Raw genomic sequence first — 25,253 nt, forward strand, 5'->3', positions numbered from 1 at the left:
TATAACGTAATCCTACACTTCACATGTATAAATGTCAATCCAAAAATAGAAATTCGAATGAGCTCATACGCAGGCATAAACCTAGTGTATGGGCGGGGCATGGCAGACGTTCTTTTACCTAGAAAATCATTCTGACAATAGGCTTTGTTGTTATTTTTCTCATGGTGACAGATTGGTTTGCATGGAAAAGGTTGGAACTGGCAACAATGGTTAGGTAGTGGAGGGAACGTTATGCACGTATTCATATCAATTCTCATGTTATTAATTCTTGTTGTCGTTGGCACAATCTTGCACCGGCAGTTTTCAAAAATTCCCGCGGCATTATTTCAAGTTTTTTTAGGGACTGTTTTAGGGGTGCTACTTCCTGGTTTAACATTTGAATTTGAACCGGAATTATTTTTGATGGCAGTCATTGGACCAATTCTATTCTTTGATGGGTATCACGCTTCAAGAACGGCTTTTTGGACGTATCGTTGGCCCATTTTACTCATGGCTTTTGGTCTTGTGTTTATAACCGTTGCAGGTCTTGGGTTCATTATTCATATGTTGATCCCAGAAATGGCTTTAGGTGTTGCGTTTGCCCTCGCCGCAGTTTTATCACCGACAGATGCGGTCGCAGTGCGGTCGATTACAAAAGGAATGAAACTGCCAAAAGGGTTAATGACCATTCTAGAAGGGGAGTCGCTCATAAACGACGCTGCGGGGATTGTATCATTTAAAATCGCTTTAGCGGCAACGATTACAGGAGTGTTCTCAATTTGGGAAGGCTCTTCAAACTTCGTTTTTGTTGCGTTAGGAGGAGCGCTCGTCGGTTTTTTAGGGGCGCTAATTATCGTTCAGATTCGCATCATGTTACGCACATTTGGGTTTGAAGATGTGTATTCGTTAGTTTCCATTCAATTGTTCACACCATTTGTCATCTATTTTCTAGCAGAGGCTGTTCACGTTTCGGGAATTCTTGCAGTCGTCACTGCCAGTGTGGTGTATGGCATTGAACGGGATAAACTCCAACAAACATCGATGCAAATGCAAGTGGTTGCCAACAATACGTGGTCGATTGTCGGTTATTTATTAAATGGTTTCGTTTTCGTACTGCTCGGATTTTTACTACCAGAAGTATGGCAAGGGCTAACAGCAAGTGAGGAATACCCACTCGGCTGGATTACGTTATTAACCGTGTGTATTGCCATCGCTTTATTCATCATTCGGTACGTATGGGTGTACGTATGGCATCCATTATTCTCAGGTTCACCTACACAGTCTCTGTTATTTATTGAAGAACGTCAGCAATCAAAAGGCAACGACAGCTCTGAGTTCTCCAGAAGTTATTATGCATTGTTTGCAGCAGTCTGTGGCATACACGGTACAATCACCTTGGCAACAGCGCTGTTAATCCCAGATCAGTTAAATGATGGAACTGCTTTTCCATTGCGGGATACTGTACTGTTTATTGCAGCGGGCGTCGTGTTAATTTCGATGATTGCAGCGACGATCTTTTTACCGATGATGGGTAAAAGAGAGAAGGGGAATAAGCAGCGCTCATGGTCAGTGAATGAAGCTCATGCACACATGATAGAAGCAATCGTGACATCACTAGAGAAAAAGGTAACGACGACGGATATGTTGTTATATCATACGGTCATTGCTCGATTTAAAAAGCAATTAATTTATGTGGAGCGAGGGGTCGAGCTTGGTCATTCTCGGCAGGAGATCAACCGGTTGCGAGATCTTGTCAAAGATATTGAAAGAACCACATTAAAAGTACTCATTGACGAACGGACGGTGGAGAAACGAACCGCGCAAATTTATTCGGCGTATCGAAGTAAGGTCGATTCTTACATCCGCATGTCGGTACTAAAACGATATTGGTTCAACGTGAAATTAGGTCTGCTTAAATCACGGCAGTTTACCCGTGGTCACGTAGGAGCTACTCATGAGATTAGGCAATTGAAGAAAATCGAAGATGTGATTCATCCGAACGTAATGAACAGGCTGACAAATGAAGAGACGTCACACAACCGACGAGAAGTGATGTATGTAAAAGAAGAACAGCACCAACATCTGCACGTACTGTATGCACCGCCGGAACAAGGAGAAGAAGATGTAAAAGAAATCAAACGCATTCATTTAGCAGGCATCCAGCAAGGAAGGGTGTTTATAGATGAGCAAATCCAAGCGGGTCACTTAGCGATCCGAGAAGCGCATGAATTGCGAGAGCGTTTGCTTTACAACGAGATGGTTGTACTTCGAGAAGGAGAAGAACTAGAGGACGAATGAGCCGTTCACAAAAAGGGGGGGGGGGAGTGTGCATGATGCCACATTCCCCGTTTATTGTGGAAAAGAAAGTTGTCTACTGTTGGCCAATTTTGTGCACGTTTGACGATTCGACAACTTCAGCACCGAGGCAGTTTTTAAAATGTTGGAGTGCGAAATGATGCCCTTGTTGATTAAAGCTTTGAACAGCATCAGCATGAACGATAATGGAAAACCCTAAATTGAAAGCATCAACAGCTGTGTGCAAGATGCAAATGTCAGTGCATACACCGGTCAGGTGAACTGTAGAGATGTTACGTTCTCGCAAGCGAATGGCGAGGTCGGTTCCAGCAAACGCACTATAGCGCGTTTTGTCCATCATGCGAATGTGTTCCGGCAATTTTTCTTTGAATCCATCTAAAAAGTGTTGAATGCTATTGAACTGCTCGCGTCCATTAGTGCCTGCAATATTATGAGCTGGAAAGAGTTTTGTTTCTGGGTGATACGGATCGTTTTCTGCATGCACATCGACAGCAAATACAATTGAAGTGCGCGTGTCATGAAATTGTTTTATCAATTCCATAATCCGCTGTTCAATCCTTTGTCCTGGTTCTCCGCACGTTAACTTTCCATCGTCAGCTACAAAATCATTCGTGTAGTCAATGACGAGTAGCGCTGTAGTCATGATGATTACCTTCCTTTCTTTTGTTCCATCGTCTTTTCTTACATTATATATGAATGGGCGATATCACGCATCGAAGCGGTGGTGTAAATGGCACGAGTCAAACGGAAATTTCCGATGGTTACCATTGACGCCATTTTCAAAGCGTGTTTTACTTATACTAACTAACGTTAGTTAGTAATCGCATGTTTGGAGTGATCATCAATGAATCGTAATTGGCTGCTCGTATTACTCGCAGGTTTATTGGAGATTTTTTGGGTTGCGGGACTAAATTATTCTACAGCCTTATGGCAATGGATCTTAACTATCGTTGCAATAGGCATTAGTTTTACATTCGTTATTTTAGCGACGAGGGAACTGCCAATTGGGACGGTCTATGCCGTATTTGCGGGTATTGGAACTGCAGGAACGGTTATCGTTGAAATTCTCTTTTTCGGAGAACCCTTCAGTGCGTTGAAAATTCTTTTAATCGGTACGCTATTAACCGGTGTTATTTCATTGAAGTTGTTAAGTGATGACCAAGAAAAGAAATCAGAAGTGATAAAGGAGGCCACGTAAAATGTATTGGACAGCCCTCGTCATTGCTGGATTATTTGAAGTCGTTGGGGTAATCAATTTAAAAAAGGTGGCCATGAAACAATGGCATGCGATTGGTTATGTAGTTTTATTTTTCGGGATTAGTTTTGCACTGTTAACGTATGCAATGAATGATATTTCAATGGGAACCGCATACGGTGTTTGGACGGGCATTGGGACAGCAGGTTCAGCCGTTCTCGGGATGATTTTGTTTAATGAAAGTAAAGACGTGAAGCGCATCTTTGCCATTTCATTAATTCTAGCCTCAGCTGTCGGATTAAAATTGTTATCTTAGTTACTACAACAATAAAAGGGGATTTGAGTTTTTTAGATGTACTGTAAAAGCAGCCATCACCTGCTCATACCTGCTTTTAAGCGTGAAATAGTCTCGTTTAGGTTGGCAAGTGATTGCTGGGATTAATCAAAGAGAGTGGAGGTGATCAAGTGTAGGTTTCTTTTCTATAAATTATTAGAGGTTAAGAACGGGGCCATCACATGACCTACATGGGGATGTTTCAGTAGAAATTCGTGTGTGATCCTAGTAAAATGTAAACAATTCGTTACAAAGATTGCTGTGACTTGATTATTATTCTGAGAATATGAGATGCTATCTGTATCGTGATATTTACTTAAGATAGAGGTGAATCCATGGACAAACAAGATCGAGTTAAACGTAAACGACGTAGAATGTTCATGCGTACCGCAATCCTCTTATCCATTGTCGCTGCCATTGGGTATGTATTCGTGACCAACTTTTTTATGGCAGAGGCTAGTGTAGTGAGTGAAGGGGATCAAGCACCAAACTTCTCGCTCGTCAACATGGATGGAGAGCGGGTTGAGCTGGCTGACTATGAAGGGCAAGGCGTATTCTTGAACTTCTGGGGCACATTCTGTCCACCATGTGAAGATGAGATGCCGTATATGGAAGAAGAATGGCAAAACTATAAAGATAAAGATGTAGAAATTCTTGCGGTGAATGTAGGAGAGAGTGAGCTACAAATTGACCGTTTCGCGAATCGTCATGAATTGAATTTCCCAATACTTATGGACAGTCATCGTGACGTGTTAGGCGCATATGGTGTCGGCGTACTTCCAGCAACATACCTAATTGATGAACACGGGGAAGTTGTACTAAAACGTGAAGGCGGCATGAGCCAAGAGCATGTTGAAAATTTCATGGAAATGATTGATCCGGCTGCTTCCTAATAGGTGCAGCCTTTCTTTTATGGCTCGTATCTAAACGAAGAACTAAGCGCAGTATAGAAAACGCCTGGCGTTAAAGTTGTTGGAGGTGACGATGTGAAAAGATCTGATGTGCAACTGCTCTTTGCTATATGGCAAGGTTTTGGTCTAATGATTGTGGCCGCCCTTGTGCTCATGATTATTTTTCGATGGGGTGAGACGTTGCCGTTTCTCATTCAGTTGTTTACCATCGACAACCAATCGTTGTTGTTTGTGATCGGAATTGGCGTAGTAAGTGGACTAGTCATGGCGCTAGTCGTCACCGGAGTGCTCGTGTTAACGGGGACAGAATTACCTGACAATGAGATGACGAGAATATTGGAAAGAATTATTCGAATGCCTGGAGGGCTCGTAACAGTCGGTTTGGGTGCGGGCTTTGCTGAGGAGTTTTTGTTTCGGGGAGCACTCGTCGGTTTGTTTCTTGATACGTTTCCTGCCTGGCTTGTGCTCCTTCTAAATGCCCTGTTGTTTATGGCATTACATATCCCTCAATATCGAGGAGAGCCCTTCATGCATCTAACAATCCTCGTCATGGGGTTTTGGCTAGCGTTTTTATTTTATTTTACAGGGTCTTTGCTCGCCCCAGTTATTGCCCATGCCCTTTACAATACAATTCTTGGCTGGCATTTACGCAAAACATCAGCCAATCGTCATGTTCAATCCGAATGATGGATGAGAGGGGCAACATGTGAATGAAAAAAATGAAAATCCGGACACGTATGCTTGTTTTTTTTACACTGCTGTCTTCATTTTTATTTATTATTTTTATTATCGCTTTCGCTTCTATAGAGGTTGATAATACGAGAAGTGAATATGAACAATTAGCTAGACAAACCGCAAATACCATTGGGTATATGCCGGCAATCGCTGATGCGGTAGCCATTCAAGACGAAAAAGAGCTTGAAGGACATATTGACCGGATTCGACTACAAGTTGAACAACCCATCGTTTCTGTTGTGGACGACGAAAAGAATGATGTGTATCATTCACTTGATCTGAATGCGCAGCCCTCGCTGCCAGATGAAGTATACGACCGGACCATTATGTTCGGTTCTTATCAGAATAATTCTGAATTGGATGAAATGAGCATCCAAATTATTGCCCCGGTCTATCAACAAATGGCTGACAATGGGGAGCGGTTGGTTGGTGCTGTGAGCGTTGAGTATCCTCGGGAAACGCTGATGAGTTCGATTGCGGATAAGTTTTTTCGATTAGGAATTGTTGCGTTGATCAGTTTGGCGGTACTCGGTACGGGTGTCGTTTTGTTTGCTCGGAATATTCGAGAAGATACGTTAGGGATGGAGCCGGTGGAGATTGCGAGTAAGTTTACTGAACGAGAAGCGATGTTGGAATCCGTGAAGGAGGGCATACTTGCGATTAATACCGATAAAAAGATTACGCTCATTAATCCGTCGGCGCGGTTGCTTCTTCATCACGAAGAAGACGAAATCCTTCTTACAGAAGCACTCGGTCTCCATGATGTGATTCAAAAGGAGAACTTCGTATATGATGAAGAGCGGACGTTTAACGGCTACCCATTAATTGCGAATCTCCGTCCGATGTATACGAATAAACGGTTAGTTGGAGCGATCTGTAGCTTCAGGTATAAAACAGACATGAGACAACTTCAACTGATGATGGATCAAATGAAAAGTTATGCGGACGGGCTGCGCGCTCAAACTCATGAATTCAAAAATAAATTGTATGTCATTATGAGTTTATTGCAACTAGAACAATATGATGAGGCGATTCGTTTTGTTCAAGAGGAAGCGATTGTTACCGATCAATTTTTACCTAAGTTAAACCGTATTGAAGATGCAGGCATTCAAGCCATTCTTCTTGCTAGTATGGGAAAGGCGGCTGAGAAGAACATTCATATGGTTATCGAAGATCGCTCATCTCTATCACCGACGCATATCCCGATTTCCGCAATGACGATCATGCTAGGCAATGTGATTGACAATGCAATCGAGGCTGTGCAAGATGAAAAACAAAAGAATATTGGTATCTTTATGACGGATGTTGGGGATGACATCATTATTGAAATTGAGGATAGTGGTGTAGGTATTGAACGTGAAGAGCAACATCTCGTTGTAGAGCAAGGTTATTCTCGAAAAGGATCCAAAAGAGGGTATGGCTTATACAATGTTGAAAAAACGTTGCGTGAATATAACGGTTCATTAGAAATTGCTAATTCAGAACTTGGAGGTGCTTGTGTATCCATTATCCTACCAAAAACGAAAGGGGAACCGGCTCATGAACGTTATTATTGCCGAAGATGATTTTCGGGTATCAGGGATTCACGAAGCCTACGTAACATCTGTTGAAGGGTTTCAGGTAATTAGCCGAGCGCTTAACGGTAAAGAACTACGCTCAAGTCTAAAAGCAGCCGATGTCGATTTAATTTTGTTAGATATTTATTTTCCTGATGAGCGGGGAACAGATCTCTTGATGCACATTCGTAGTGAATATCCTGACACGGACATCATCGTGATTTCTGCTTCTGATGAACGACAAGATCTTTTGATAGCGAAGCGTTTTGGTGTGTATGACTTTCTCGTAAAACCGGTGTCGAAAGAACGATTTGAGTCAACGCTTCGCCAATATAAACAGCACCGAGATTGGTTTCTTCACTCGTCTGCATTTACAGAAGCGGATGTTAGCCGATTTTTGACGAGTTCCGGTAGTGGAGGCTACGAAGAGCCGTCACTCCCATCAGGAATTGATTCCATCACACTCTACAAAGTTCAGCTATCATTAGAACATATAGCTGACGGTGTAACGATTGAAGATACGTGCCAAGCGGTCGGCATTTCTCGAACGACAGCCCGTCGATACTTAGAGCATTTGGTCGCTTCAGGTCATGCACGAACACAGTTGAATTACGGTGTCATCGGTCGGCCTGAAAGAAAATATGTACATGTGTAACTGAGGAGGGACCCGTTTTTGGGTTCCTCTTTTTTATCGACAAAAAAAGGATGGTCAAAAAGGATAAAAAGAAATAAAAATTCTAAATATTGTTTCTGGAAATGATGAATGATATATTCATAAACATTGAAAACGGTTACTTATGTGAAGGAGGGTTACATATGTGGAAGAAGTTATCGATGATCGGTGTTGCATTTCTGTTAGCATCGTGTTCGGATTCTTCTTCATCGGCAGATACATTTCCAGATCAGCCGATTGAAATTATTGCGCCGGCAACACCAGGCGGGGGTTGGGATATGACAGCACGGTCGATTCAGCGAGCGATGGATGCTGAAGGTTCAGTGGAAGAAGATATTACCGTCGTGAATAAGCCAGGCGGGGGCGGGGAAGTTGGCTGGCAATACTTAAATCAACAAGATGGTCATTTTGCAGCGGTGAACTCAAGTTTACTCGTTACAGGTAATTTGTTAGAGCAAAGTGAACTCACACATGAAGATTTCACCCCATTGGCGATGTTATCAACAGAGTGGTTAGCGGTCGCAACACGAGCGGATGCTGGGTTTACTGATGGGAATGAACTGATGGCACAATTAAGAGAAGATCCGAAATCTTTAACCATCGGTGTAAGTCCGTCGCTTGGAAGTGGAAATCACCTTTCATTTGTACAAGCCGCTGTTGAATCAGGCGTAGATCCGACAGAACTGCAATTTCTTGTGTATAGCAGCGGGGGAGACATTATGAATGCACTACTCGGTGGACATATCGATGTAACGAGCAACTCGATGTCTGACCTTTCAGACCAGTATGAAGTTGGTGAAGTCGACATCTTAGCGGTCACATCGCCGGATCGGTTAGATAGTTTTCCAGATATACCAACTTGGCAGGAACAAGGCATCGATATGGTATTTCCCCATTGGCGTGGCATTATGGGCCCTCAGGATATGCCAGAGCATGAAGTTGAAAAATGGGACGAGTGGCTGAGCGCGATGGTGGAAACAGAAGAGTGGCAAACCGTACTCGATAATTATGATCTCGAAGATTTTTATATGAGTAGCGATGAAACAGGTGCATTTTTTGAAGAGCAGCAAGAGTTTTTCGCTGAAATAATTACACAGGCAGGTTTAGCGCCGTAGAAAGGAGCCGCCATGAATGCCGTTCGAATTTCTTTACCTGTATTTTTTATCGTCATTAGCATAGCACTTGCTATTCTCACGTTGCAATTGCCTCATGCACAGCTCGGCAATCCGTATGGGCCGATGTATTTCCCGCTCGTCGTGAGCGCAGGGTTGTTCGTTTTTTCTGTCATCGACCTTGTCAAGGTACGACAACATTTTGATACAGAGAATGACGACTTAAAAGCATTACTAAAAAAAGAAACCATATACACGCTAGGAATTATATTGGCACTCTGTTTGCTATATACATTGATCTTTGAACGTCTAGGATTCTTCCTTTCCACATTGGTCTTTTTAGCAGCGCTCATGTTTTTCCTTAACGGAAAGAAACGGTGGTTGCTCAATCTCATTGTAACGGTCGTTGTGGCAGGAAGCAGTTGGTACGTGTTCAGCTATTTGCTAGAAATTAGTTTACCGTAAGGAGGAAGTCGGTATGGATTTAAGCTTTGTGTTAGATGGTTTATGGACAGCGCTTCAACCGATTAACCTCCTATGGCTCATTCTTGGAGCATTTCTCGGTACAATTGTAGGGATTCTTCCTGGGTTAGGACCGGCAACAGGTGTTGCGGTGCTGATTCCGTTAACGTTTGGGATGGAACCTGTGAGTGCACTCATTCTCATGGCAGCGATTTATTACGGTGCTTTGTTTGGGGGCTCTAGAAGTTCGATTCTCATTAATACCCCTGGGGACGGTTCGTCGATTGCAGCAACATTCGATGGGTATCCGATGACAAAGAATGGTCAAGCAGGCCAAGCGATGAGCATTGCCGCCATCGCGTCATTGATCGGTGGTGTAATGGCGATTTTTGGCTTTATCTTTTTAGCCATTCCCTTGGCAAACTTTGCGTTGAATTTCGGGCCTGCTGAGTACTTATTTCTGTTTTTCTTTGCCCTCTCTGCCGTCGTCGCCCTTTCCATCGGCAATATGGTCAAAGGATTTATTACGATGTTTTTAGGGCTTGGCATTAGTACCATTGGTATTGATTTACAAACCGGTGTGCACCGCCACACGTTTGATATTCCCCATTTTACCGAGGGCATTAGTTTTGTCGTCATCATTATCGGGATTTATGCTATTGGCGAAGTGCTGTACAATATGTTTGCTAACAAACAACCGAAAGATGTTGATGGCAAAAGTATCGGGAGTAAATGGTTTACTAAAGATCAATGGAAACGTTCCATTGCACCGATCGTTCGTAGTGGTCCGATTGGCTTCTTTCTCGGAGTGCTACCAGGTTCTGGAGGAACGATCTCGTCATTATTGGCGTACAGTACCGAAAGGCAAATATCAAAAAATAAAAAACAGTTCGGAAAAGGAGCGGTTGAAGGTCTGGTTGCTCCTGAGTCGGCAAACAGTTCCGCTGCCGTAGGCTCACTCATTCCGATGCTTACGATGGCAATACCAGGTTCAGCAACTACAGCCGTTATGCTAGGGGCACTTGTCATGATCGGCATTACGCCTGGACCGTTATTATTTGAGAACAGTCCAGATCTCGTTTGGACACTTATTAATAGTATGTTTATCGGTAATATCATTCTCGTCATCATTAACATTGCGATGGTTGGTGTTCTCGTCAAGATTTTGAAAACTCCACCGAGAGTGTTGTACCCGATCGTACTCATCTTGTCCTTTATCGGTGCGTACACGCTCGGGTATAGTACGATTGATTTCTATATCCTCATTTTTGCGGGTGTACTAGGGCTCTTCATGCGTCTGCTCGATTATCCGATTGTGCCATTAATTCTCGCACTAATCGTCGGCGGTGAAATGGAGCAGAACTTAAGAAGGTCATTAGTCATTTATGACCAACCCGTCGATATGTTGTTTGCTTCACCAATCACAATTGTATTGGCTCTACTCACATTGCTATCATTCTCGTATCCATTGTTGATCAAGCTCGTCAAACGAAAACGATCAACTAACAAAGATACACCAGCGAGCACGTAGAAAAACCCTGAACGATGATAACTTGGTTAGTCATCACAACAAAAAATCCGCCCATAATCCATTTTACGGGCGGATTTAGTCGTGTATAAAAGACAGAATGAGTGCATTAAAGATGGCTAGCCGGAACAAAAGGTAGTGTCTTTCGTAATATTATTGTCCCGGGTAGGTGGGCAATCCGGAATAAAATGGTGTGTCGTCAGCCTGTTTCGTTTTTTTTACAAAGGCGGAGCCTCTGTGACCGTCTGATGGAACGTCTCTATTAATCGTTTTTGAAAAGCTCCTGACGAAGACATGCTTCGCTCGCTACAATTCTCATAAGAAATACCGAACGCCCATTCCTGAGAGAATGCCGGTGACGAGGGACAAGAGTAGCGATTTCGACTTCAACATCGTGAGTATCCCGACGATACTAGCAATAAGGACGGGAATCGAAATATACGTGTGTCCATTTTCTGGGCTCATAATTTGCACAACGATGAGGGCGGTGATCATACTTGCTGGAATATATCGAAAGTACAGTTCGACAAGTGGAGATGCCTTTATCCGGGCCATCGCTTCCAGCCCAATGAGCCGTGATATGTATGTGGATATGGCGAGCCCAATGATTAATAGCCATTGCTGGATCATTGATTAGTGTCCTCCTTTGTTGAGTATCACGCCTGCGAATGGGGCAACGAGACCGGTAACGACAATCGTAAACTCATTTCCAGGTGAGATGACTTCCATGCTCGTGGCGATGATGAGTGCACAAATCGCCGTCGTAATCGAGGCTTTTTCTTTTAACGATGGTGCAAGTAATGCCGCAAACGTTACTGGGAACGCGAGGTCAAGCCCGAATTGTAACGGGTCAACTTGATCCCCTATGAGTGCACCAATTAGCGTAGCGATGATCCAACTCATGTAAAAAAATAAGGCAACAGTCGCAAAATATACAGGAGCAGGTCCGTCTCGTTTAAACTTCTGTGTACCGAGGACAAACGATTCATCAGAGACGCCAAACGCGAGTAAGAAGCGCCATTTCTTCTTCACATTTCGAAATCCTTTTGAAAGGGTTGCTCCGTAAAGAAGGTTTCTAAGATTCAGTAAAGTTGCGGCGGCAAGAATGCTTAACAGCGAAGCGCCTGAGGCGACCATCGCTACCGATGCGAGTTGTACCGTTCCTGAAAATACAAACACACTCATCATTACGCTTTGGAAAACGGTGAAATCTGCTTGAATGGCAAGCACCCCGAATGAAAGGCCGTATGCACCAATGGCGATCGCTAAAGGAAAAGCATCGATACAACCTTGTTTAATGGCCAGTTTGTCAATCATTCTACCACCTCTTGGTATGTTATAATAAACTATAAATTTATTTAATTATACCAGCAAGTGAAGGTATGCTACAATAACGAAAACCGATATAATGAGTAATTTAGGAGGAATTATGGATCATCAACGAAAACAGATTCCTGTCCAAAGGTTAGGTGAAAATTTACGAAGCATTCGTTTGGCAAAGGAAATGAGCATTGAAGCGATGGCCAAACAATTCGGTGTAAGTAAGTTGACATTGCTGAAGATTGAGCAAGGAGAAGGGAATCCTACCCTTGCTGTCATTTGGAAAATTGCCGATGCTTTAGACATTCCGATATCGTCTCTCTTATCTGTCGATTCAGATGTGGAGATTGCTAGAAGGGGTGAGGGGATGGTACTTTCTAGTGGGAATGAACATTTTCGCGCCGAGCCTTTGTTCCAAACAAATGGCATTGAGATGTACCGAGCGTATTTACAAGCGAATGCGGAGTATCAATCTGAACCTCATCGCACGGGCGTTGTTGAATACGTCACCGTAATGGAGGGAACATTGAAGATTAGTGTACAAGACCATGAATACGAACTCGCTCGTTATGATACAATTCGTTTCATGGGCAATTCGCCACATACATATATAAACCCGACAAATGCATGCACGGTTTTGCATTTTGTCATCGCCCACCGGTTGACATAAAGGTGGAGAGATTGATTGGAGGAACGATCGTTTGAAGTGGGTAATGTTATTTTTAGTGATGAACGTTTTTTCGTTAGACGGTAGTTTTATGGAATTGGTCGCTGAACCTCAAGATGAGGATGAAAACGAAATTCCTTACCTCGTTATGATTACGAGCTCGATGATTGGCGCGCTAGTCTTTGCTGGTGTTGCCGTCTATTTCTTAAAACGTAATGATCGTAAAAACCGAAATGATGGAGAGTAACAAAAAGCGAGAAGGCCTTAAGTGGTCTTCTCGCTCTTTGTTATTTAAAGGTAATCACGGATACTTAGAAGGGCTCCGTTTTCAAGGTCTTCTTTGAGTAACGAGTGAACGATCGCTCCGCTTATTGTCTCGGGCTTAGCAAGGTCTCCATTTGCTTTATACGATTTGAATGTATCCACATGTTTGAAACTATCTTCACTTGAGCTGCGTATCGTTTCTTGCATACCCGTATCAATGATTCCTGGAGCGAGGGACAGAAAGAGCACAGGGTTGGTTTCTTCGCTCTGTTCTGCAGCTGCGGCTCTCGTAAACATATCCAGACCGGCTTTGCCACTACAGTAAGCACTCCACCCTTCCATCGGGCTTCTCCCGGCACCAGAGCTAATGTTCAAGACGGTTTTCTTTACGTTAAGGTGTTGACTCTTCTGTAAGAATAAGCTCGATGCTGCCATCGGTGCCGTTAAGTTCAAGGTTACGCTTTTTTCCAAGGAGGCAGGGGTGTTCTCAATGACCGTGCCGACAGGCTCCACCATCCCTGCATTATTAATGAGAATGAGCTCTGTACAAGAGGCATCGATCTGTTCAAAGATCGCAGTGAACGTATCATTGAGTGCGTCTACGTTCGTAAGGTCAATCTCGTAATGGTGTACGTCTTTCACTTGCATGGATGACCTTGAAAGCGCGTGAACGAAGGCGTTTTCAGCTAGATATTCATGGGTCAGTGCGAGCCCTAAGCCTTTGGAAGCGCCTGTAATTATGACATGTTTCATGTGCTTTCCTCCTCAATGATTGCTTCTTGTTGCCGAGTGAGCATATTGACGACGAGAACCGCCAATATACCAGCAATTGTTAGCGTGAATTCTGAAATGCTCGTAGACAGTGCATCATTGCGTAACATGCCCACTGTCGCGTCTTCTGTTACAAAAAAACCGGTCGTCATGGACACGAGCAAAGAGAATAAAAAGAACACCCACCAACTAATTACGAGCGCTGACTTTTTTCTTTCTTTGTGTCCGAACCGTTGCACCGATTGTTTCTTTGATAAGTCAAGAAACGAGAGCAATGGCAAAAAGAAGTTCATGAATGGGATAATAAAGAAACTAACGACCCATCCAGGGTTATTGAGCGAATCGTCTTTAAGTACTGAAGTTGCACCGTCAAAAAGTCGATACGTCCATATTAAAAAAACGACAGCGGTGATGAGAAAAAACAACAGTCGCGGCATAAACGCCCCAATACTAATTTGTCCGAGCAATTGTCTTGTTTCAGCAGGGATCTCCTCTGTGCTCGCCGTTGCAGGCATGTCCAACAGCGTAATGTATTCATAGATGCTGGCAATGGCGACACCGAATGCTGAAATCGTCGTTAACAGTAAGAAAACAATGAGCCATTTTCGAATCCGTTCAATTCTTTGTTGTTGTTGTTTCATAGATTATGTACAGCCTCATTTCTACGTATTCCTTCTTTAATATAGCAGAATTCCATTCCATCTGTCAGCTTTCAGGAAGAATGGTTATTCATGCTTTTATGTCAATGCCTCGCTTGCATCATTTGAGCGATGCAAGCGAGCGTCGGTAACATTACGGCTGTCTTTTTTTGTCAATTGGATGAACGATCGAAGGCCGATTATTTTTGTACGGTTGAGGGATTCTTAAGAGAAAATCCGCTGCTGCGCGCCCGTTAAAGGGGAGAAACGGCCACATGTATGGAGTATTTAACGTTTTTGTTTTTACGAGTGTTAAAAAGAAAGCCATTAGAGCAATGAAAAAACCGATCGGACCAAAAAAACCTACGCTTAGAATTAACCCGAGGCGAATGAGACGGTTGCATAGTCCCATCTCATAACTAGGTGTCGCATAGCCAGCCATAGCAACAACCGCTGTGTAGAGTACGATTTCACTTGTAAATACCCCGACTTCAATTGCGATTTCACTAATAAGAATGGCGGCGACAAGACCGAGGGCCGTTGCGAGTGCGTTTGGCGTGTGTATCGCTGCCATGCGAAGAATTTCGAGTCCGAATTCTGCAATGAGGATTTGCATGAATACAGGTACACTAAACGACTCACTTATGCCAATAAAACTAAGAGCCTCAGGAACGAGTGCTTCATTCTCCTCCAATAAAAACCAAACTGGCAATAAAAAGATGGATACAAAAACCGCAACGAGTCTTACCCATCTTAGGAAAGCACCGACAATCGGTTCTTGACGATATTCCTCAGCATGTTGCATATGATGCCAATAAGTCGTTGGGAAAATCATGACACTTGGCGAACCGTCAGTAATAATAATAACGTGCCCCTCCAGTAGGTGGGAGGCTACCGTATCCGGACGCTCGGTGTAGCGAACTCGTGGATATGGCGACATCATCTTTTTAAATAGGAATTCTTCAAGTGTTTTTTCTCCCATTGTTAAGCCGTCGATCTCGATCCCCTTTAGCTTTTTCTTAAGCCTACGAATGAGTTCAGGGTCGGCAATCGAGCCAATATAGCCAATCACGATATCGGTTTTAGATCTTCTTCCGATTTGTAAGTACTCCATCATTAAAGAAGGGTCGCGTAATCTACGGCGAATGAGTGCGCTATTAAAGACAAGTGTTTCCACGAACCCGTCCCGTGGACCGCGTACGACTCGCTCCAAATCAGGTTCTTCAGGTGAGCGGATCGGATACTCTCTTGCGTCGATGAGCAATAACTCATCGCAATCTTCAACAATGAGCGCCGACTGACCGGCTAATACCATCGTTGCGATTTCTTTTACTTCTTGGCTGCGTTCAATTTCTGCATTAGGAATCATACGCTGTTGCAGGATAGAGAGGGGATCTTTTTTTAGTTGATCTTTCTCCAGTCTCGATAGGTTTTCGAGCATATGAATGATGGACAAATCATTCCCGAAGCCGTCAACGAGAAAAAGGCAAAGGCGGACGCCTCCAGACTGAAACTCGTGTTTAATGATGTCGAAGTTTTTATCAACGTTCAATTCTTTCGTTAACAGTTCTGTATTCTCTTCATAACGATCTGAAAGCGTACGCTTCATCTGTTTTGCTCACTCCTTTACGTCACGGTTATTATGTTCGAAGCCTTGAATCGTCATGCATGGATGCAAGCGTTCGAGTATAATGGTTGACAGAACAGATGGACGGCTGTATAGTCGTAGACGAAATCAAAACGAATATACCTCGTTAGGTGAGGCTCCTGTACGGAGATACGCTGCTGCCCAAAAATGTCCAAAGACGCCAATGGGTGAACAGAGATTATCGAGATAAGGTACTCTTTAATGTAGCTGGCATTCATGCCTATGCCGTACAGTGCTAAAGCTCTACGACGGAGACGATATGAGCGAAAGAAGCTTCTGTGATACAGGTAGCTTTGTTTTTAGTGAGCCGTCTTCTCGTAGACGGCTCTTTTTTCGTATGGGCGTAGTGACGCCGAGCCACAATAACAAGAGGTAACACGGGAGGTGAGGGACGACATGGATCCCAGTTTGAGTACAGACGAATATGATAGGTGCAAGCCGGTAAATTGGATAGCTGTCCCTCATCAAAAGGTGAGGATTGACGGCTGAACAGGAGGAGTAAGCGATGGTAAAACTAAACGATGAAACACGCGCAGCCTACAGCCGTTATTTACTTGAGTTATTAGAACAAGATCAAACAACTGTTTTTAGATTAAAGTTTCTTGACCTGCACCCTGTTGATCAAGTGGAAGTTTTTCAACAGCTGGATGAAACGGCGAAAGAGAAGTTTTATACGCTCATGACGCCTTCGGAATTGGCGGATATTTTTGAGGAGTTAGAGCTTGAAGAGCAAAAAGAGGTCGCAAGCAATTGGGAAGACAGTGCGATGGGTGATGTCTTCAACCATATGAATGCTGATGATGTAGCCGATTTCTTAGGTGAATTACACGAAGATCAGCGTGAGGGCATCCTTACATCCATGGACGATGAAGATGCTGAAGATGTAAAAGAATTATTAACGTATGAAGAAGAAACCGCCGGTGCCATCATGACGAAAGAAATTGTCAGCTTGCATGAAACAGAGCAAGTGAGCACCGTGCTTGAGCGTTTAAGAAATGAAGCCCCTGACGCTGAAATGATTTATTATTTATATGTAGTTGATGAAGCTGAAAAGCTGACAGGTGTTGTTTCCTTACGTGACTTGATGGTCGCTTCCCTCGATGCAACGATCGGGGAAGTGATGAGCAAGAGAGTCGTCTCTGTTCATGTTAATGAAGACCAAGAGGACGTTGCACAACTCATTAAGAAATATGATTTCTTAGCTGTGCCTGTTATTTCTAACACTGAGGTATTGCTTGGAATTGTCACCGTCGATGATGTGATGGATGTTCTTGAAGAAGAAGCGACGGAAGACCTTGCCGAATTCTCTGCTACGAGAGGGGCAACAGACGTAAACATTTCTGCATTTCAAGCGGCGAAAAAGCGTACACCTTGGATCGTTCTACTCATGTTATTTGGAATGCTAACTGCAGGTATTATCGGTTCATTTGAAGAAACGTTGGAGCAAGTTGTGTTACTCTCAGCCTTTATTCCGATGTTAATGGGCTCTGCAGGAAACGTCGGTACGCAGTCTCTTGCGATCGTTGTTCGTGGCTTGGCACTCGGCAACTTCGAGAAGAAAGGTCTCGTACGTGCACTTGGGCGTGAATTTGGAACAGGCTTGTTAATTGGGATTACCTGTGCGCTTGTGCTCTTAATTATTATCCCGTTCTTTTTCGATGATAGCCTTTATCTAGCTGGAATTGTTGGTGTTTCCTTACTCATTTCTCTTGCAATGGCCGCGGTGGTAGGTTCGGTTGTTCCGCTTATCATTAACAAATTTAAGCTAGATCCAGCCATTGCATCTGGTCCGTTTATTACGACATTTAATGATATTGTGTCCATTACGATTTATTTCTCAATCGCAACGACATTACTTCAATTTCTATAGCAATCATTCACGTGCAGGGATACTCCCTGCACGTTTTTTGGTGGCTGATAACGGTGTGAATCGATTGACTTTTTTGTGAAATGAGCTAAAATAGAAGGACTTTTATAAACATTTTGTGAAAGACATAGGGAGAACACAACTAAGGAGCGACGGAGATGAAATACGCATTTGCTAAACGTGTAAGACACCTACAGTCATCAGCAGTGAGGGACATTTTGAAAATTGTCAACCAAGGCAATGTCATATCGTTTGCGGGAGGGCTGCCTGATGATGATCTTTTTCCAGTAGCAGCGATTGAGGATGCCTTTTCCAGAGCATTATCTAAAGGAAAGAAGGCGATGCAGTATGGGGAGACTGAAGGGTATTTTCCCCTTCGGGAAGTAATCATTGAACGGATGAAAAACAAGGGAATACAAGGGTTTACGCCCGAACATGTATTGCTTACAACAGGCTCGCAACAAGCCATCGATTTGTTTTCACGAATTATGATTGGTCCAGGAGATGTCATCTTCACTGAAGAACCGACGTATTTGGCCGCTCTACAAGTGTTTCAATCATATGAAGCAAAGATCGTACCAATTCGCTGCGATGCGAATGGTATGGACTTAGACGATCTACAAGAAAAAGCGAAAGTATACCGACCGAAAGTCGTTTACGTCGTTCCAACGTTTTCAAACCCTAGTGGTAGAGTTTGGAGTTTGGAACGCAGAGAAGCGTTAGTTCGACTTGCTCACAAGCAGAATTTTATCGTGTTTGAAGACGACCCTTACGGAGATATTCAATATCATGATGCGGGTTACACGCCGATGGCTGCTTTGGATGATGGCTCTCACGTTGTGTACACGAGCACCTTCTCAAAGACAGCTGTTCCAGCGCTGCGTACAGGTTGGATTGTAGGTCCCTACCAAATCATTCGCATGATGGCGCAAGCAAAGCAAGCCAATGATTTGCATTCGAATTCGTTAGCCCATCAAGCCTTGTATGAGCTATGTATGAACTTTGATTTAGATGCTCATATCCAAAAGATTAGTGATCTGTACGGACATCGAAAAAACGTAATGGTCGATGCCATTCGTTCATCTGGATTGAAGACAGCGGAATTTGTTGATCCTGAAGGTGGCATGTTTCTTTGGTTGGAAGTAGACCCGCGTATTAACACCGATTCCTTATTAAAGGAGGCTGTTCGTCGCGGTATTGCCTACGTGCCTGGTGCGCCGTTTTATGCGGGCACGCCTCAATACAATACACTTCGGCTTAATTATACACATGCAACCGATGAACAGATCGGGAAAGGAATGCAAATTATGACGGATCTGTTTGCTGAAGTAGAGGAGGAAGAAGACCTGCAGATTAAAGTCTAGTTCCCTAGATGTGGAGGTTCTAAGGTGTCCTTATTTTCCTATTCACAACCCAGTCCGGACTTTGTTTTGTTCGGCCCTGCACACATCGCCGTTTTTGGCGTGCTTATTCTCGTTTGTGTAATAATCGCTGTTTTTCGGCGTGCCATTCGTAGTCGCCCGACCGTCGATGCAAGTTTTCGCTACGGTCTCGTTGCGCTGTTTGTTCTACTTGAGGCCGTATATCAGATGTGGTACGTCGTGAATGGCGTATGGGGTGCGCACTTTGCTTTGCCTCTTCATTTGAGTAGTATTACGTGGATTACAGCTGTGGTGATGCTTCTTACAACAGGGCAGCGCTGGTTCGAAATTACATTTTTTGCTGGAGTCGGAAGTGCTCTCTTAACCTTAGTTACACCTGATGTTGGGAACTTTGGATTTCCACACTTTCGATTTTTTCATTTCTTCTCCACGCATGCGCTCGTCATTGTTGCTGTCGTGTATATGCTTTTCGTGCATAGAAAGCATGTTTTTCTTCGATCTGTATTTCGAGTGTGGGTGTATTTGAACGTGTATGCAGCAGGTGTGTTTATGGTGAACTGGTTTGTTCCGTACGCCAATTACATGTACTTGATGGAAAAACCTCCAAGTCCGTCACCTTTTGATTGGTTTGGGCCGTGGCCATATTACATTTTTGTGCTTCAAGCGGTGTCACTTGTCGTCTTCTTAATCATGTATGGCGTTTACAAGTTGTTAAAGAAATCCGGTTCGACCCGTTCGCCGTGAAGATAGCGTTCCATGCAGGCGCTCGTCTGTCGCTTTAGGTTCGTGTTCACATAGCGATTTTGTCCTTCGTAGCGTCCGCAAACGTAACCATATTCGGAAAATGTCAAGTCACTGTCAATTTTGTAGACGCGAATCGATCGGGTTTGTTGTTCTTGCTTTAATGTTCGTAAATCTTCATGCACAAGTGCCAGTGCTTCATCAATAAGCGTCAAGTAGGGCTCGTGCAAGCTTAGAGACTGCTCTGCCTGAATGCGAGAGCGTTGAAAAGATTTGCGTACGAGCGGCAAAATAACCGCATAATGAATCAGCGTTAGCTCATCCTTAGTGACAGGCATCATCGCACCTCCTAAACCGAGTATATGCTCAGTATACGAATGTGTGTTCGTGTTTACAACAAGAAAATGCAGGAAGAAGAAAAAAAGCATTCGGTTGATCGGAATGTTCTCTTAAAGAATTTAATAAGATACTAGAAACGTTTTTCAATAAACGTTTGGAATTGTCAAAATTCGGGTATTGACTCTCAAGGACGAACGCTTCATAATACGTAAATAATACGATGAGTTATGGGAGGGAGCAGCAATGGCAGGTTCAACTTACGAGAATGAACTCTTTGAGAAACTGAAAATGATCCGTCAGGGGTACAGGGCACCTAGACAAGTGTTACAGTCGCTATACGCACGTATGATGTTGGAGTATTCTGTATATGAGTTTACAAAGGCTCGCTATGAACGACTCATTGATGAAGCTCTCGATCAAAAAGATGAAGACGCTTTTACGACACTCACAACAAAGTATAATGAATGGATTGTTAAATATCAGACAGGTAACACAATATCCGAGCATGGGTACGAATTAGAATGTAATTTCGAAGACGGGAAACCTCCAATCAGTGGCTGATTTTTCAGCTGCTGGTTTTTTGTTTTTCGCGTCAATATCTAGTATACTAATAATAGAAGAAGTGTCCTCAGGAGGTATAGAATCCGTTGATTTTATCAGATACAACCATTAAGAATATGATGGCTCAACAAGAACTAATGATTGAGCCCATTGACGATGCGCAAATTCAGCCTGCGTCGGTCGATATCCGTCTTGGAAATCACTATTTGAAGATTGATGAGAATGCCATTGAATCGATCTCTTTAGATACTCCCGCGCAATATGTTGAATTTGAAGCAGACGAAGTAATCATCCCCCCGAACTCATTTTTACTCGCAACAACTCGAGAGTACATAAAGCTCCCGAACGACTTAACTGCGTTTGTTGAAGGGAGAAGTTCGATCGGTAGAATGGGATTATTTATTCAAAATGCAGGATGGGTGGACCCGGGCTTTGAAGGGGAGATCACGCTAGAGTTGTTCAATGCAAACCGTTTGCCCATTCGCCTCATCTCAGGGCGAAGAATTGCACAACTCGTATTTGCTCGCATGGACCAGAATGCAGCGTCTCCATATGACGGAAAGTATCAGAAACAAAGAAAAGCCGTCGGTAGCCGTGTTTACAAAGATATTAACTAAAAAGGATGGCCGCTTCTTGATGAAGCGGTTTTTCTTAAATCTGACAGAATGGGGATGAGAATATGTATGATGTACGCATTGAAAACGGCCTGATCGTCACCGGAAACGAAACCTTTCCGGGAACGATCTACATAAGTGATAAGAAGATTGCGGCAGTCACAAGTCCAGATGATGTGCGAGAAGCGGGAGAAGTTATTGATGCCACAGGTCATCACGTACTTCCAGGACTCATTGATACACACGTTCACTCCAGAGATCCAGGACCGACGCATAAAGAGGACTTCTTCACTTCTACACAAGCTGCTGCAGCAGGTGGAATTACAACACTGTTTGAAATGCCGAATACAACACCGCCGGTAAAAGATGCTCCGACATTTGACGCGCAAGTAGAGAATCTTACGGGCAAAGCACTTATTAACTTTGGTTTATGGGGGATTTGCCTCGGACCGCTAAACCGCGAACAAATTCCAGATATGCATGAAAAAGGTGTAATTGGATTTAAATACTTTTGGGGTTACGGCATTCATCAGGAGACGTATCAGCTTCTCTACAATGTTGATGATGCGGATGAGTCGATTATCCAGCCGTTTGATGACGGCGAGGTGTATCAAATGATGAAAGAAACCGCAAAAACGGGACAAGTGTTTGCTGTACACGCAGAGAACCATGAGTTAATCCGGCAATTAAGCGAAGAGAAAGACCCTGAAGATGAATCATACGACGCATTGCTTCGGTCCAGACCAGCAGTTGCAGAAACGCTTACTGTTGATACAGGCATTACACTTGCCAAGGAGAGCGGGGTTCATTTTCATGTTTTGCACGTATCGGCGAAAGAAAGTGTCGAGTCGGTGCGAAGAGCACAAGCAAACGGGCAACATGTGACTGTAGAAACATGTCCTCATTATTTGTTTTTAACGAATGAAGATTATGAATCGGTAGGACGAGATATGAAAATCTTTCCACTCGTTAAAGAGAAGAAAGATCAAGACGCCATTTGGGCAGGAATTCAGGACGGAACGATTACAGTCGTCTGTTCAGACCATGCTCCGCACACAGCGGAAGAGAAGTACGCAGGGAAACTGAGTGAAATTCCTGCAGGGATGTGTGGAGTGGAGACGTTAGCTCCACTCATGCTAAACGAAGTAAACACTGGACGGTTGACGATCAACCAAATCGTACAGCTTTTGAGCGAAAATCCAGCAAGGCTGTATGGCATTTCGCATCAAAAAGGCACTCTTCAACCAGGAACGGATGCCGATGTAACCATTGTTGATCTAAAGAAGACGAACACTATCCGCAAGGAACACTTGCATAGTAAAAGCAAGATATCTGCTTACGACGGCCGTGAGATTACGGGCTGGCCGGTGCGCACGATTATTGGCGGAAAAACGGTAATGGCAGATGGAGAAATTGTAGACAGTACACCGGCCGGCACGCTCGTAACTCCGAGGAGGAATGCAAAATGAAAGATACAAGAGCACTGATCCAATCTCATCAATCGATCCGTAAATATGAAGATAAACGTGTAGACGATGCCATCATTAAAGACTTAATCGAGTCCGCTCGCTGGGCACCAAGTTCTCACCATGTACAGGCATACACAATCATTCGCGTGACGGACCATGAGAAAAGAAAAGCACTAAAAGAGGTCGCAGGGGGACAACCGTGGGTGGAAGCGGCTCCGGTATTTCTTGTTTTTACCGCAGACTGGCACAAACATAAGATGAATAATGAAAAATGGGAAGCGCCGATGCAGATGGAAGAGACCGAGAATGTGATTGTCGGAGCCGTGGACGTCGCATTGGCTGCACAAAACGTGTTGCTCACCGCACGTTCGTATGGCCTCGGCGGTGTGATGATTGGCGGAATAAGAAATGACCTTCATGAAGTGGCGCGAATTCTGGAATTACCATCGTACACATTTCCAGTCATGGGATTATGCCTCGGCTATCCAGACCAGGATCCAGGGCAAAAACCGAGGTTTCCTGTTGAAGTCGTACTTCATGAAGATCGTTATGAAGCATCCCGCATCCATGAAGGATTGGACCAATACGAGCAAGAGACGAGCGAATACTATAAAAATAGGACCAACGGCAAACGTACCGAAGGTTGGGGAGAGAACATGGCGAACTATCTAAACAAGCCCCGACGTCAACAAGTGACAACCTTCCTAAAAGATCAAGGGTTCACATTGAAATAAGACACATGGCGGTCGTTACATCTTACAATGTAACGCCGCCATCAATACTTAAAATTGTGCCGGTGATGAACTTTGCGTCATCAGAAGCAAGAAAAGCATAGCCGTTTGCGACGTCTTCTGGACTGCCTAGTCGTTTTAACAAGGCGTTTTCTTTCATTTTAGTTAGCACTTTTTCAGGCATCTTATCAACCATAGGTGTTGAGATAAACCCAGGAGCAATCGCGTTTACGCGAACATTATAGCGCGCCAGTTCCTTTGCCCACGTTTTCGTCATCCCATTCACACCCCATTTACTTGCAGCATAATTGGATTGTCCGAAATTGCCAAATGTACCGACGACTGAAGAGGCATTTAAGATCACGCCAGACTGCTTAGCTTTCATGATCTTCGCCGCTGCTTGAGCAACGATAAACACCCCTTTTAGGTTCACGTTCATTACCTGATCCCATTCGTCTTCCGTCATTTTAGTGAGCAGGGCGTCTTGAGTAATACCGGCATTATTAATAACGACGTCAACTGAGCCAAACCGCTCGAGCACACGCTCCATAAGATTGTTCACACTGTCATACTTGCACACATCGGTTTGAACACCAAGTACTTCAGCGCCTGTCTGTTCAAGTTCTAGTACAGCAGATTTCACATCAGCGGCGTTTAGGTCGGCGATCACTACTCGTGCCCCTTCATTGGCAAACTTTAAAGCGGTCGCTCTCCCAATACCTCGTGCGCCTCCCGTAATAATCGTTGTTTTGTTTAATAGTTTCATAAGGATCGTACTCCTCCTATCGTCCGATGAAATGGTAAGCGTTTACATAAATGGATGGCTGTCCGTTTTTTGTGACGAAAAACGAGCATGAAGAACTGAGGTCTTCATGCTCGTTCATTTATTTATGCTTTGTAATAGTTGGCAAATAATTGGTGATTCTTCTCTGATACATCGTAAAAGCCGTTTTGTGTCTTTTTCATTTGCTCTGTGAAATCATCAAAAAGAGGCTGAAGGTCTTCACGATTCTTCTGTTGTTGCGACACGCTTTTCTTCATTGCATCATGCATTTGTTCTTGTGAGCGTGTAAACAATGTGAACATTTCACGATACGGCGTATACGTTAACTGCCCAAAACGATTCGCAACTTCTTCGAAACGTCCATTCCATTGTTCGTACACACGTTTTGCTTCATCGCCACTCGTATTAGCCAGGTTTTCTTTTACTTGGTCGTTCACTTCGTCAGCCCACGCTTTTTGCTCGGTTTGCACTTTATTCATGTTTGTTTGGAATGATTTCCATAAATCTTGTTGTTGTTCCATTGCGCGAAGCGTCAAGTTCTCTGCTTCCTTTTGCGTTGAATACACCATGTGCATGCTGTTTTTCCATGCATCCCATGTTGCATCAATGAACGTAGCAACAGGTTTCTCGGTTTGCTTTTTAGCCGTTGTAGCCAT

Annotated in this window: 28 protein-coding genes and 1 riboswitch; of the genes, 19 read left to right on the forward strand and 9 right to left on the reverse strand. The window is 43.7% G+C overall.

The annotated features are described in order from the left end of the window. Positions 1-231 precede the first annotated feature (231 nt). On the forward strand, positions 232-2,277 hold the full coding sequence (locus tag ACE1TF_RS00510) for a cation:proton antiporter (protein WP_375013429.1): 2,046 nt from the start codon (positions 232-234) through the stop codon (positions 2,275-2,277). A 73-nt stretch (positions 2,278-2,350) separates the two neighbouring features. Here the strand turns inward: ACE1TF_RS00510 and ACE1TF_RS00515 are convergent, their stop codons facing one another. Then, positions 2,351-2,938, reverse strand: coding sequence for a cysteine hydrolase family protein (locus tag ACE1TF_RS00515; protein WP_375013431.1), 588 nt, complete (start codon positions 2,936-2,938; stop codon positions 2,351-2,353). A gap of 201 nt (positions 2,939-3,139) precedes the next feature. Here ACE1TF_RS00515 and ACE1TF_RS00520 point away from each other — a divergent pair, with 201 nt between their 5' ends. From ACE1TF_RS00520 to ACE1TF_RS00560, 9 genes are all read left to right on the forward strand, one after another. Further along, positions 3,140-3,493 (forward strand): DMT family transporter, encoded by a 354-nt coding sequence (locus ACE1TF_RS00520; protein ID WP_375013433.1) that lies wholly within the window; start codon positions 3,140-3,142, stop codon positions 3,491-3,493. Between the two features lies 1 nt (position 3,494). Further along, positions 3,495-3,806 (forward strand): DMT family transporter, encoded by a 312-nt coding sequence (locus ACE1TF_RS00525; RefSeq protein WP_375013435.1) that lies wholly within the window; start codon positions 3,495-3,497, stop codon positions 3,804-3,806. Between the two features lie 353 nt (positions 3,807-4,159). Continuing rightward, positions 4,160-4,717 (forward strand): thiol-disulfide oxidoreductase ResA, encoded by a 558-nt coding sequence (gene resA / locus ACE1TF_RS00530; RefSeq protein ID WP_375013437.1) that lies wholly within the window; start codon positions 4,160-4,162, stop codon positions 4,715-4,717. Between the two features lie 93 nt (positions 4,718-4,810). Beyond that, positions 4,811-5,422, forward strand: a complete 612-nt coding sequence (locus ACE1TF_RS00535) for a CPBP family intramembrane glutamic endopeptidase (RefSeq protein ID WP_375013439.1) — start codon at positions 4,811-4,813, stop codon at positions 5,420-5,422. Between the two features lie 23 nt (positions 5,423-5,445). Further along, a complete protein-coding gene (locus tag ACE1TF_RS00540; RefSeq protein ID WP_375013441.1) occupies positions 5,446-7,035 on the forward strand; it encodes a sensor histidine kinase in 1,590 nt (529 codons plus the stop codon). Continuing rightward, positions 7,010-7,681 carry a response regulator gene (locus ACE1TF_RS00545; RefSeq protein ID WP_375013443.1) on the forward strand — a complete coding sequence of 224 codons (672 nt, stop codon included), beginning with the start codon at positions 7,010-7,012 and terminating at the stop codon, positions 7,679-7,681. Before ACE1TF_RS00540 ends, ACE1TF_RS00545 begins: the two co-directional genes overlap by 26 nt. A gap of 161 nt (positions 7,682-7,842) precedes the next feature. Further along, the gene (locus ACE1TF_RS00550; protein WP_375013445.1) at positions 7,843-8,814 is read left to right on the forward strand and encodes a tripartite tricarboxylate transporter substrate binding protein; all 972 of its coding nucleotides are present in this window, start codon (positions 7,843-7,845) and stop codon (positions 8,812-8,814) included. Positions 8,815-8,826: 12 nt separating this feature from the next. After that, positions 8,827-9,276 (forward strand): tripartite tricarboxylate transporter TctB family protein, encoded by a 450-nt coding sequence (locus ACE1TF_RS00555; RefSeq protein WP_042403317.1) that lies wholly within the window; start codon positions 8,827-8,829, stop codon positions 9,274-9,276. Positions 9,277-9,289: 13 nt separating this feature from the next. Continuing rightward, the gene (locus ACE1TF_RS00560; RefSeq protein ID WP_375013447.1) at positions 9,290-10,804 is read left to right on the forward strand and encodes a tripartite tricarboxylate transporter permease; all 1,515 of its coding nucleotides are present in this window, start codon (positions 9,290-9,292) and stop codon (positions 10,802-10,804) included. A gap of 312 nt (positions 10,805-11,116) precedes the next feature. On the opposite strand, the gene ACE1TF_RS00565 is transcribed toward ACE1TF_RS00560, so the two are convergent. Together ACE1TF_RS00565 and ACE1TF_RS00570 are read right to left on the reverse strand one after the other, a co-directional pair. Further along, a complete protein-coding gene (locus ACE1TF_RS00565; RefSeq protein ID WP_375013449.1) occupies positions 11,117-11,431 on the reverse strand; it encodes an AzlD domain-containing protein in 315 nt (104 codons plus the stop codon). Positions 11,432-11,434: 3 nt separating this feature from the next. Continuing rightward, on the reverse strand, positions 11,435-12,118 hold the full coding sequence (locus ACE1TF_RS00570; protein ID WP_042403319.1) for an AzlC family ABC transporter permease: 684 nt from the start codon (positions 12,116-12,118) through the stop codon (positions 11,435-11,437). 112 nt (positions 12,119-12,230) lie between these two features. On the opposite strand from ACE1TF_RS00570, the gene ACE1TF_RS00575 reads away from it, so the two are divergent. Both ACE1TF_RS00575 and ACE1TF_RS00580 read left to right on the forward strand, forming a co-directional pair. Then, positions 12,231-12,791 (forward strand): helix-turn-helix domain-containing protein, encoded by a 561-nt coding sequence (locus ACE1TF_RS00575; RefSeq protein ID WP_375013451.1) that lies wholly within the window; start codon positions 12,231-12,233, stop codon positions 12,789-12,791. Between the two features lie 31 nt (positions 12,792-12,822). Continuing rightward, a complete protein-coding gene (locus ACE1TF_RS00580) occupies positions 12,823-13,035 on the forward strand; it encodes a hypothetical protein (protein WP_042403320.1) in 213 nt (70 codons plus the stop codon). A 44-nt stretch (positions 13,036-13,079) separates the two neighbouring features. On the opposite strand, the gene ACE1TF_RS00585 is transcribed toward ACE1TF_RS00580, so the two are convergent. The 3 genes from ACE1TF_RS00585 to ACE1TF_RS00595 form a co-directional block, all read right to left on the reverse strand. Then, positions 13,080-13,805 (reverse strand): (S)-benzoin forming benzil reductase, encoded by a 726-nt coding sequence (locus ACE1TF_RS00585; protein WP_375013454.1) that lies wholly within the window; start codon positions 13,803-13,805, stop codon positions 13,080-13,082. Beyond that, a complete protein-coding gene (locus ACE1TF_RS00590; protein WP_375013456.1) occupies positions 13,802-14,464 on the reverse strand; it encodes a DUF4328 domain-containing protein in 663 nt (220 codons plus the stop codon). The genes ACE1TF_RS00585 and ACE1TF_RS00590 overlap by 4 nt, the downstream gene beginning before the upstream one ends. 151 nt (positions 14,465-14,615) lie before the next feature. Beyond that, entirely contained in the window at positions 14,616-16,070 is a 1,455-nt protein-coding gene (locus tag ACE1TF_RS00595) for a spore germination protein (protein WP_375013458.1), read from the reverse strand. A gap of 134 nt (positions 16,071-16,204) precedes the next feature. After that, positions 16,205-16,370, forward strand: a riboswitch (M-box (ykoK) riboswitch). A gap of 244 nt (positions 16,371-16,614) precedes the next feature. Between ACE1TF_RS00595 and mgtE the strand changes: the two genes are divergently transcribed. From mgtE to ACE1TF_RS00610, 3 genes are all read left to right on the forward strand, one after another. Next, entirely contained in the window at positions 16,615-17,979 is a 1,365-nt protein-coding gene (mgtE, locus tag ACE1TF_RS00600; protein ID WP_375013460.1) for a magnesium transporter, read from the forward strand. Positions 17,980-18,134: 155 nt separating this feature from the next. After that, complete coding sequence (locus ACE1TF_RS00605; RefSeq protein ID WP_375013462.1) at positions 18,135-19,340, forward strand: aminotransferase-like domain-containing protein; 1,206 nt, start codon at positions 18,135-18,137, stop codon at positions 19,338-19,340. Between the two features lie 24 nt (positions 19,341-19,364). Beyond that, complete coding sequence (locus ACE1TF_RS00610; RefSeq protein WP_375013464.1) at positions 19,365-20,102, forward strand: YwaF family protein; 738 nt, start codon at positions 19,365-19,367, stop codon at positions 20,100-20,102. On the opposite strand, the gene ACE1TF_RS00615 is transcribed toward ACE1TF_RS00610, so the two are convergent. Beyond that, positions 20,060-20,437 carry a YhjD family protein gene (locus ACE1TF_RS00615; RefSeq protein ID WP_042403326.1) on the reverse strand — a complete coding sequence of 126 codons (378 nt, stop codon included), beginning with the start codon at positions 20,435-20,437 and terminating at the stop codon, positions 20,060-20,062. The genes ACE1TF_RS00610 and ACE1TF_RS00615 overlap by 43 nt on opposite strands. 244 nt (positions 20,438-20,681) lie before the next feature. Here ACE1TF_RS00615 and ACE1TF_RS00620 point away from each other — a divergent pair, with 244 nt between their 5' ends. The 4 genes from ACE1TF_RS00620 to nfsA all read left to right on the forward strand — a co-directional run bounded on the left by ACE1TF_RS00620 (position 20,682) and on the right by nfsA (position 23,816). Then, on the forward strand, positions 20,682-20,999 hold the full coding sequence (locus ACE1TF_RS00620; RefSeq protein WP_042403328.1) for an IDEAL domain-containing protein: 318 nt from the start codon (positions 20,682-20,684) through the stop codon (positions 20,997-20,999). 86 nt (positions 21,000-21,085) lie between these two features. Further along, positions 21,086-21,616 carry a dCTP deaminase gene (gene dcd / locus ACE1TF_RS00625; RefSeq protein WP_042425316.1) on the forward strand — a complete coding sequence of 177 codons (531 nt, stop codon included), beginning with the start codon at positions 21,086-21,088 and terminating at the stop codon, positions 21,614-21,616. 62 nt (positions 21,617-21,678) lie between these two features. After that, positions 21,679-23,082: an allantoinase AllB gene (gene allB / locus ACE1TF_RS00630; RefSeq protein ID WP_375013467.1), complete on the forward strand. Its 1,404-nt coding sequence runs from the start codon at positions 21,679-21,681 to the stop codon at positions 23,080-23,082. Next, positions 23,079-23,816, forward strand: a complete 738-nt coding sequence (nfsA, locus tag ACE1TF_RS00635) for an oxygen-insensitive NADPH nitroreductase (protein WP_042403329.1) — start codon at positions 23,079-23,081, stop codon at positions 23,814-23,816. The genes allB and nfsA overlap by 4 nt, the downstream gene beginning before the upstream one ends. A gap of 22 nt (positions 23,817-23,838) precedes the next feature. On the opposite strand, the gene fabG is transcribed toward nfsA, so the two are convergent. After that, positions 23,839-24,579 carry a 3-oxoacyl-[acyl-carrier-protein] reductase gene (gene fabG, locus ACE1TF_RS00640; protein WP_042403331.1) on the reverse strand — a complete coding sequence of 247 codons (741 nt, stop codon included), beginning with the start codon at positions 24,577-24,579 and terminating at the stop codon, positions 23,839-23,841. A gap of 122 nt (positions 24,580-24,701) precedes the next feature. Then, a complete protein-coding gene (locus tag ACE1TF_RS00645) occupies positions 24,702-25,253 on the reverse strand; it encodes a hypothetical protein (protein ID WP_375013469.1) in 552 nt (183 codons plus the stop codon).

Source organism: Geomicrobium sp. JSM 1781026 (assembly GCF_041949955.1).
Lineage (GTDB): Bacteria > Bacillota > Bacilli > Bacillales > Marinococcaceae > Geomicrobium_A.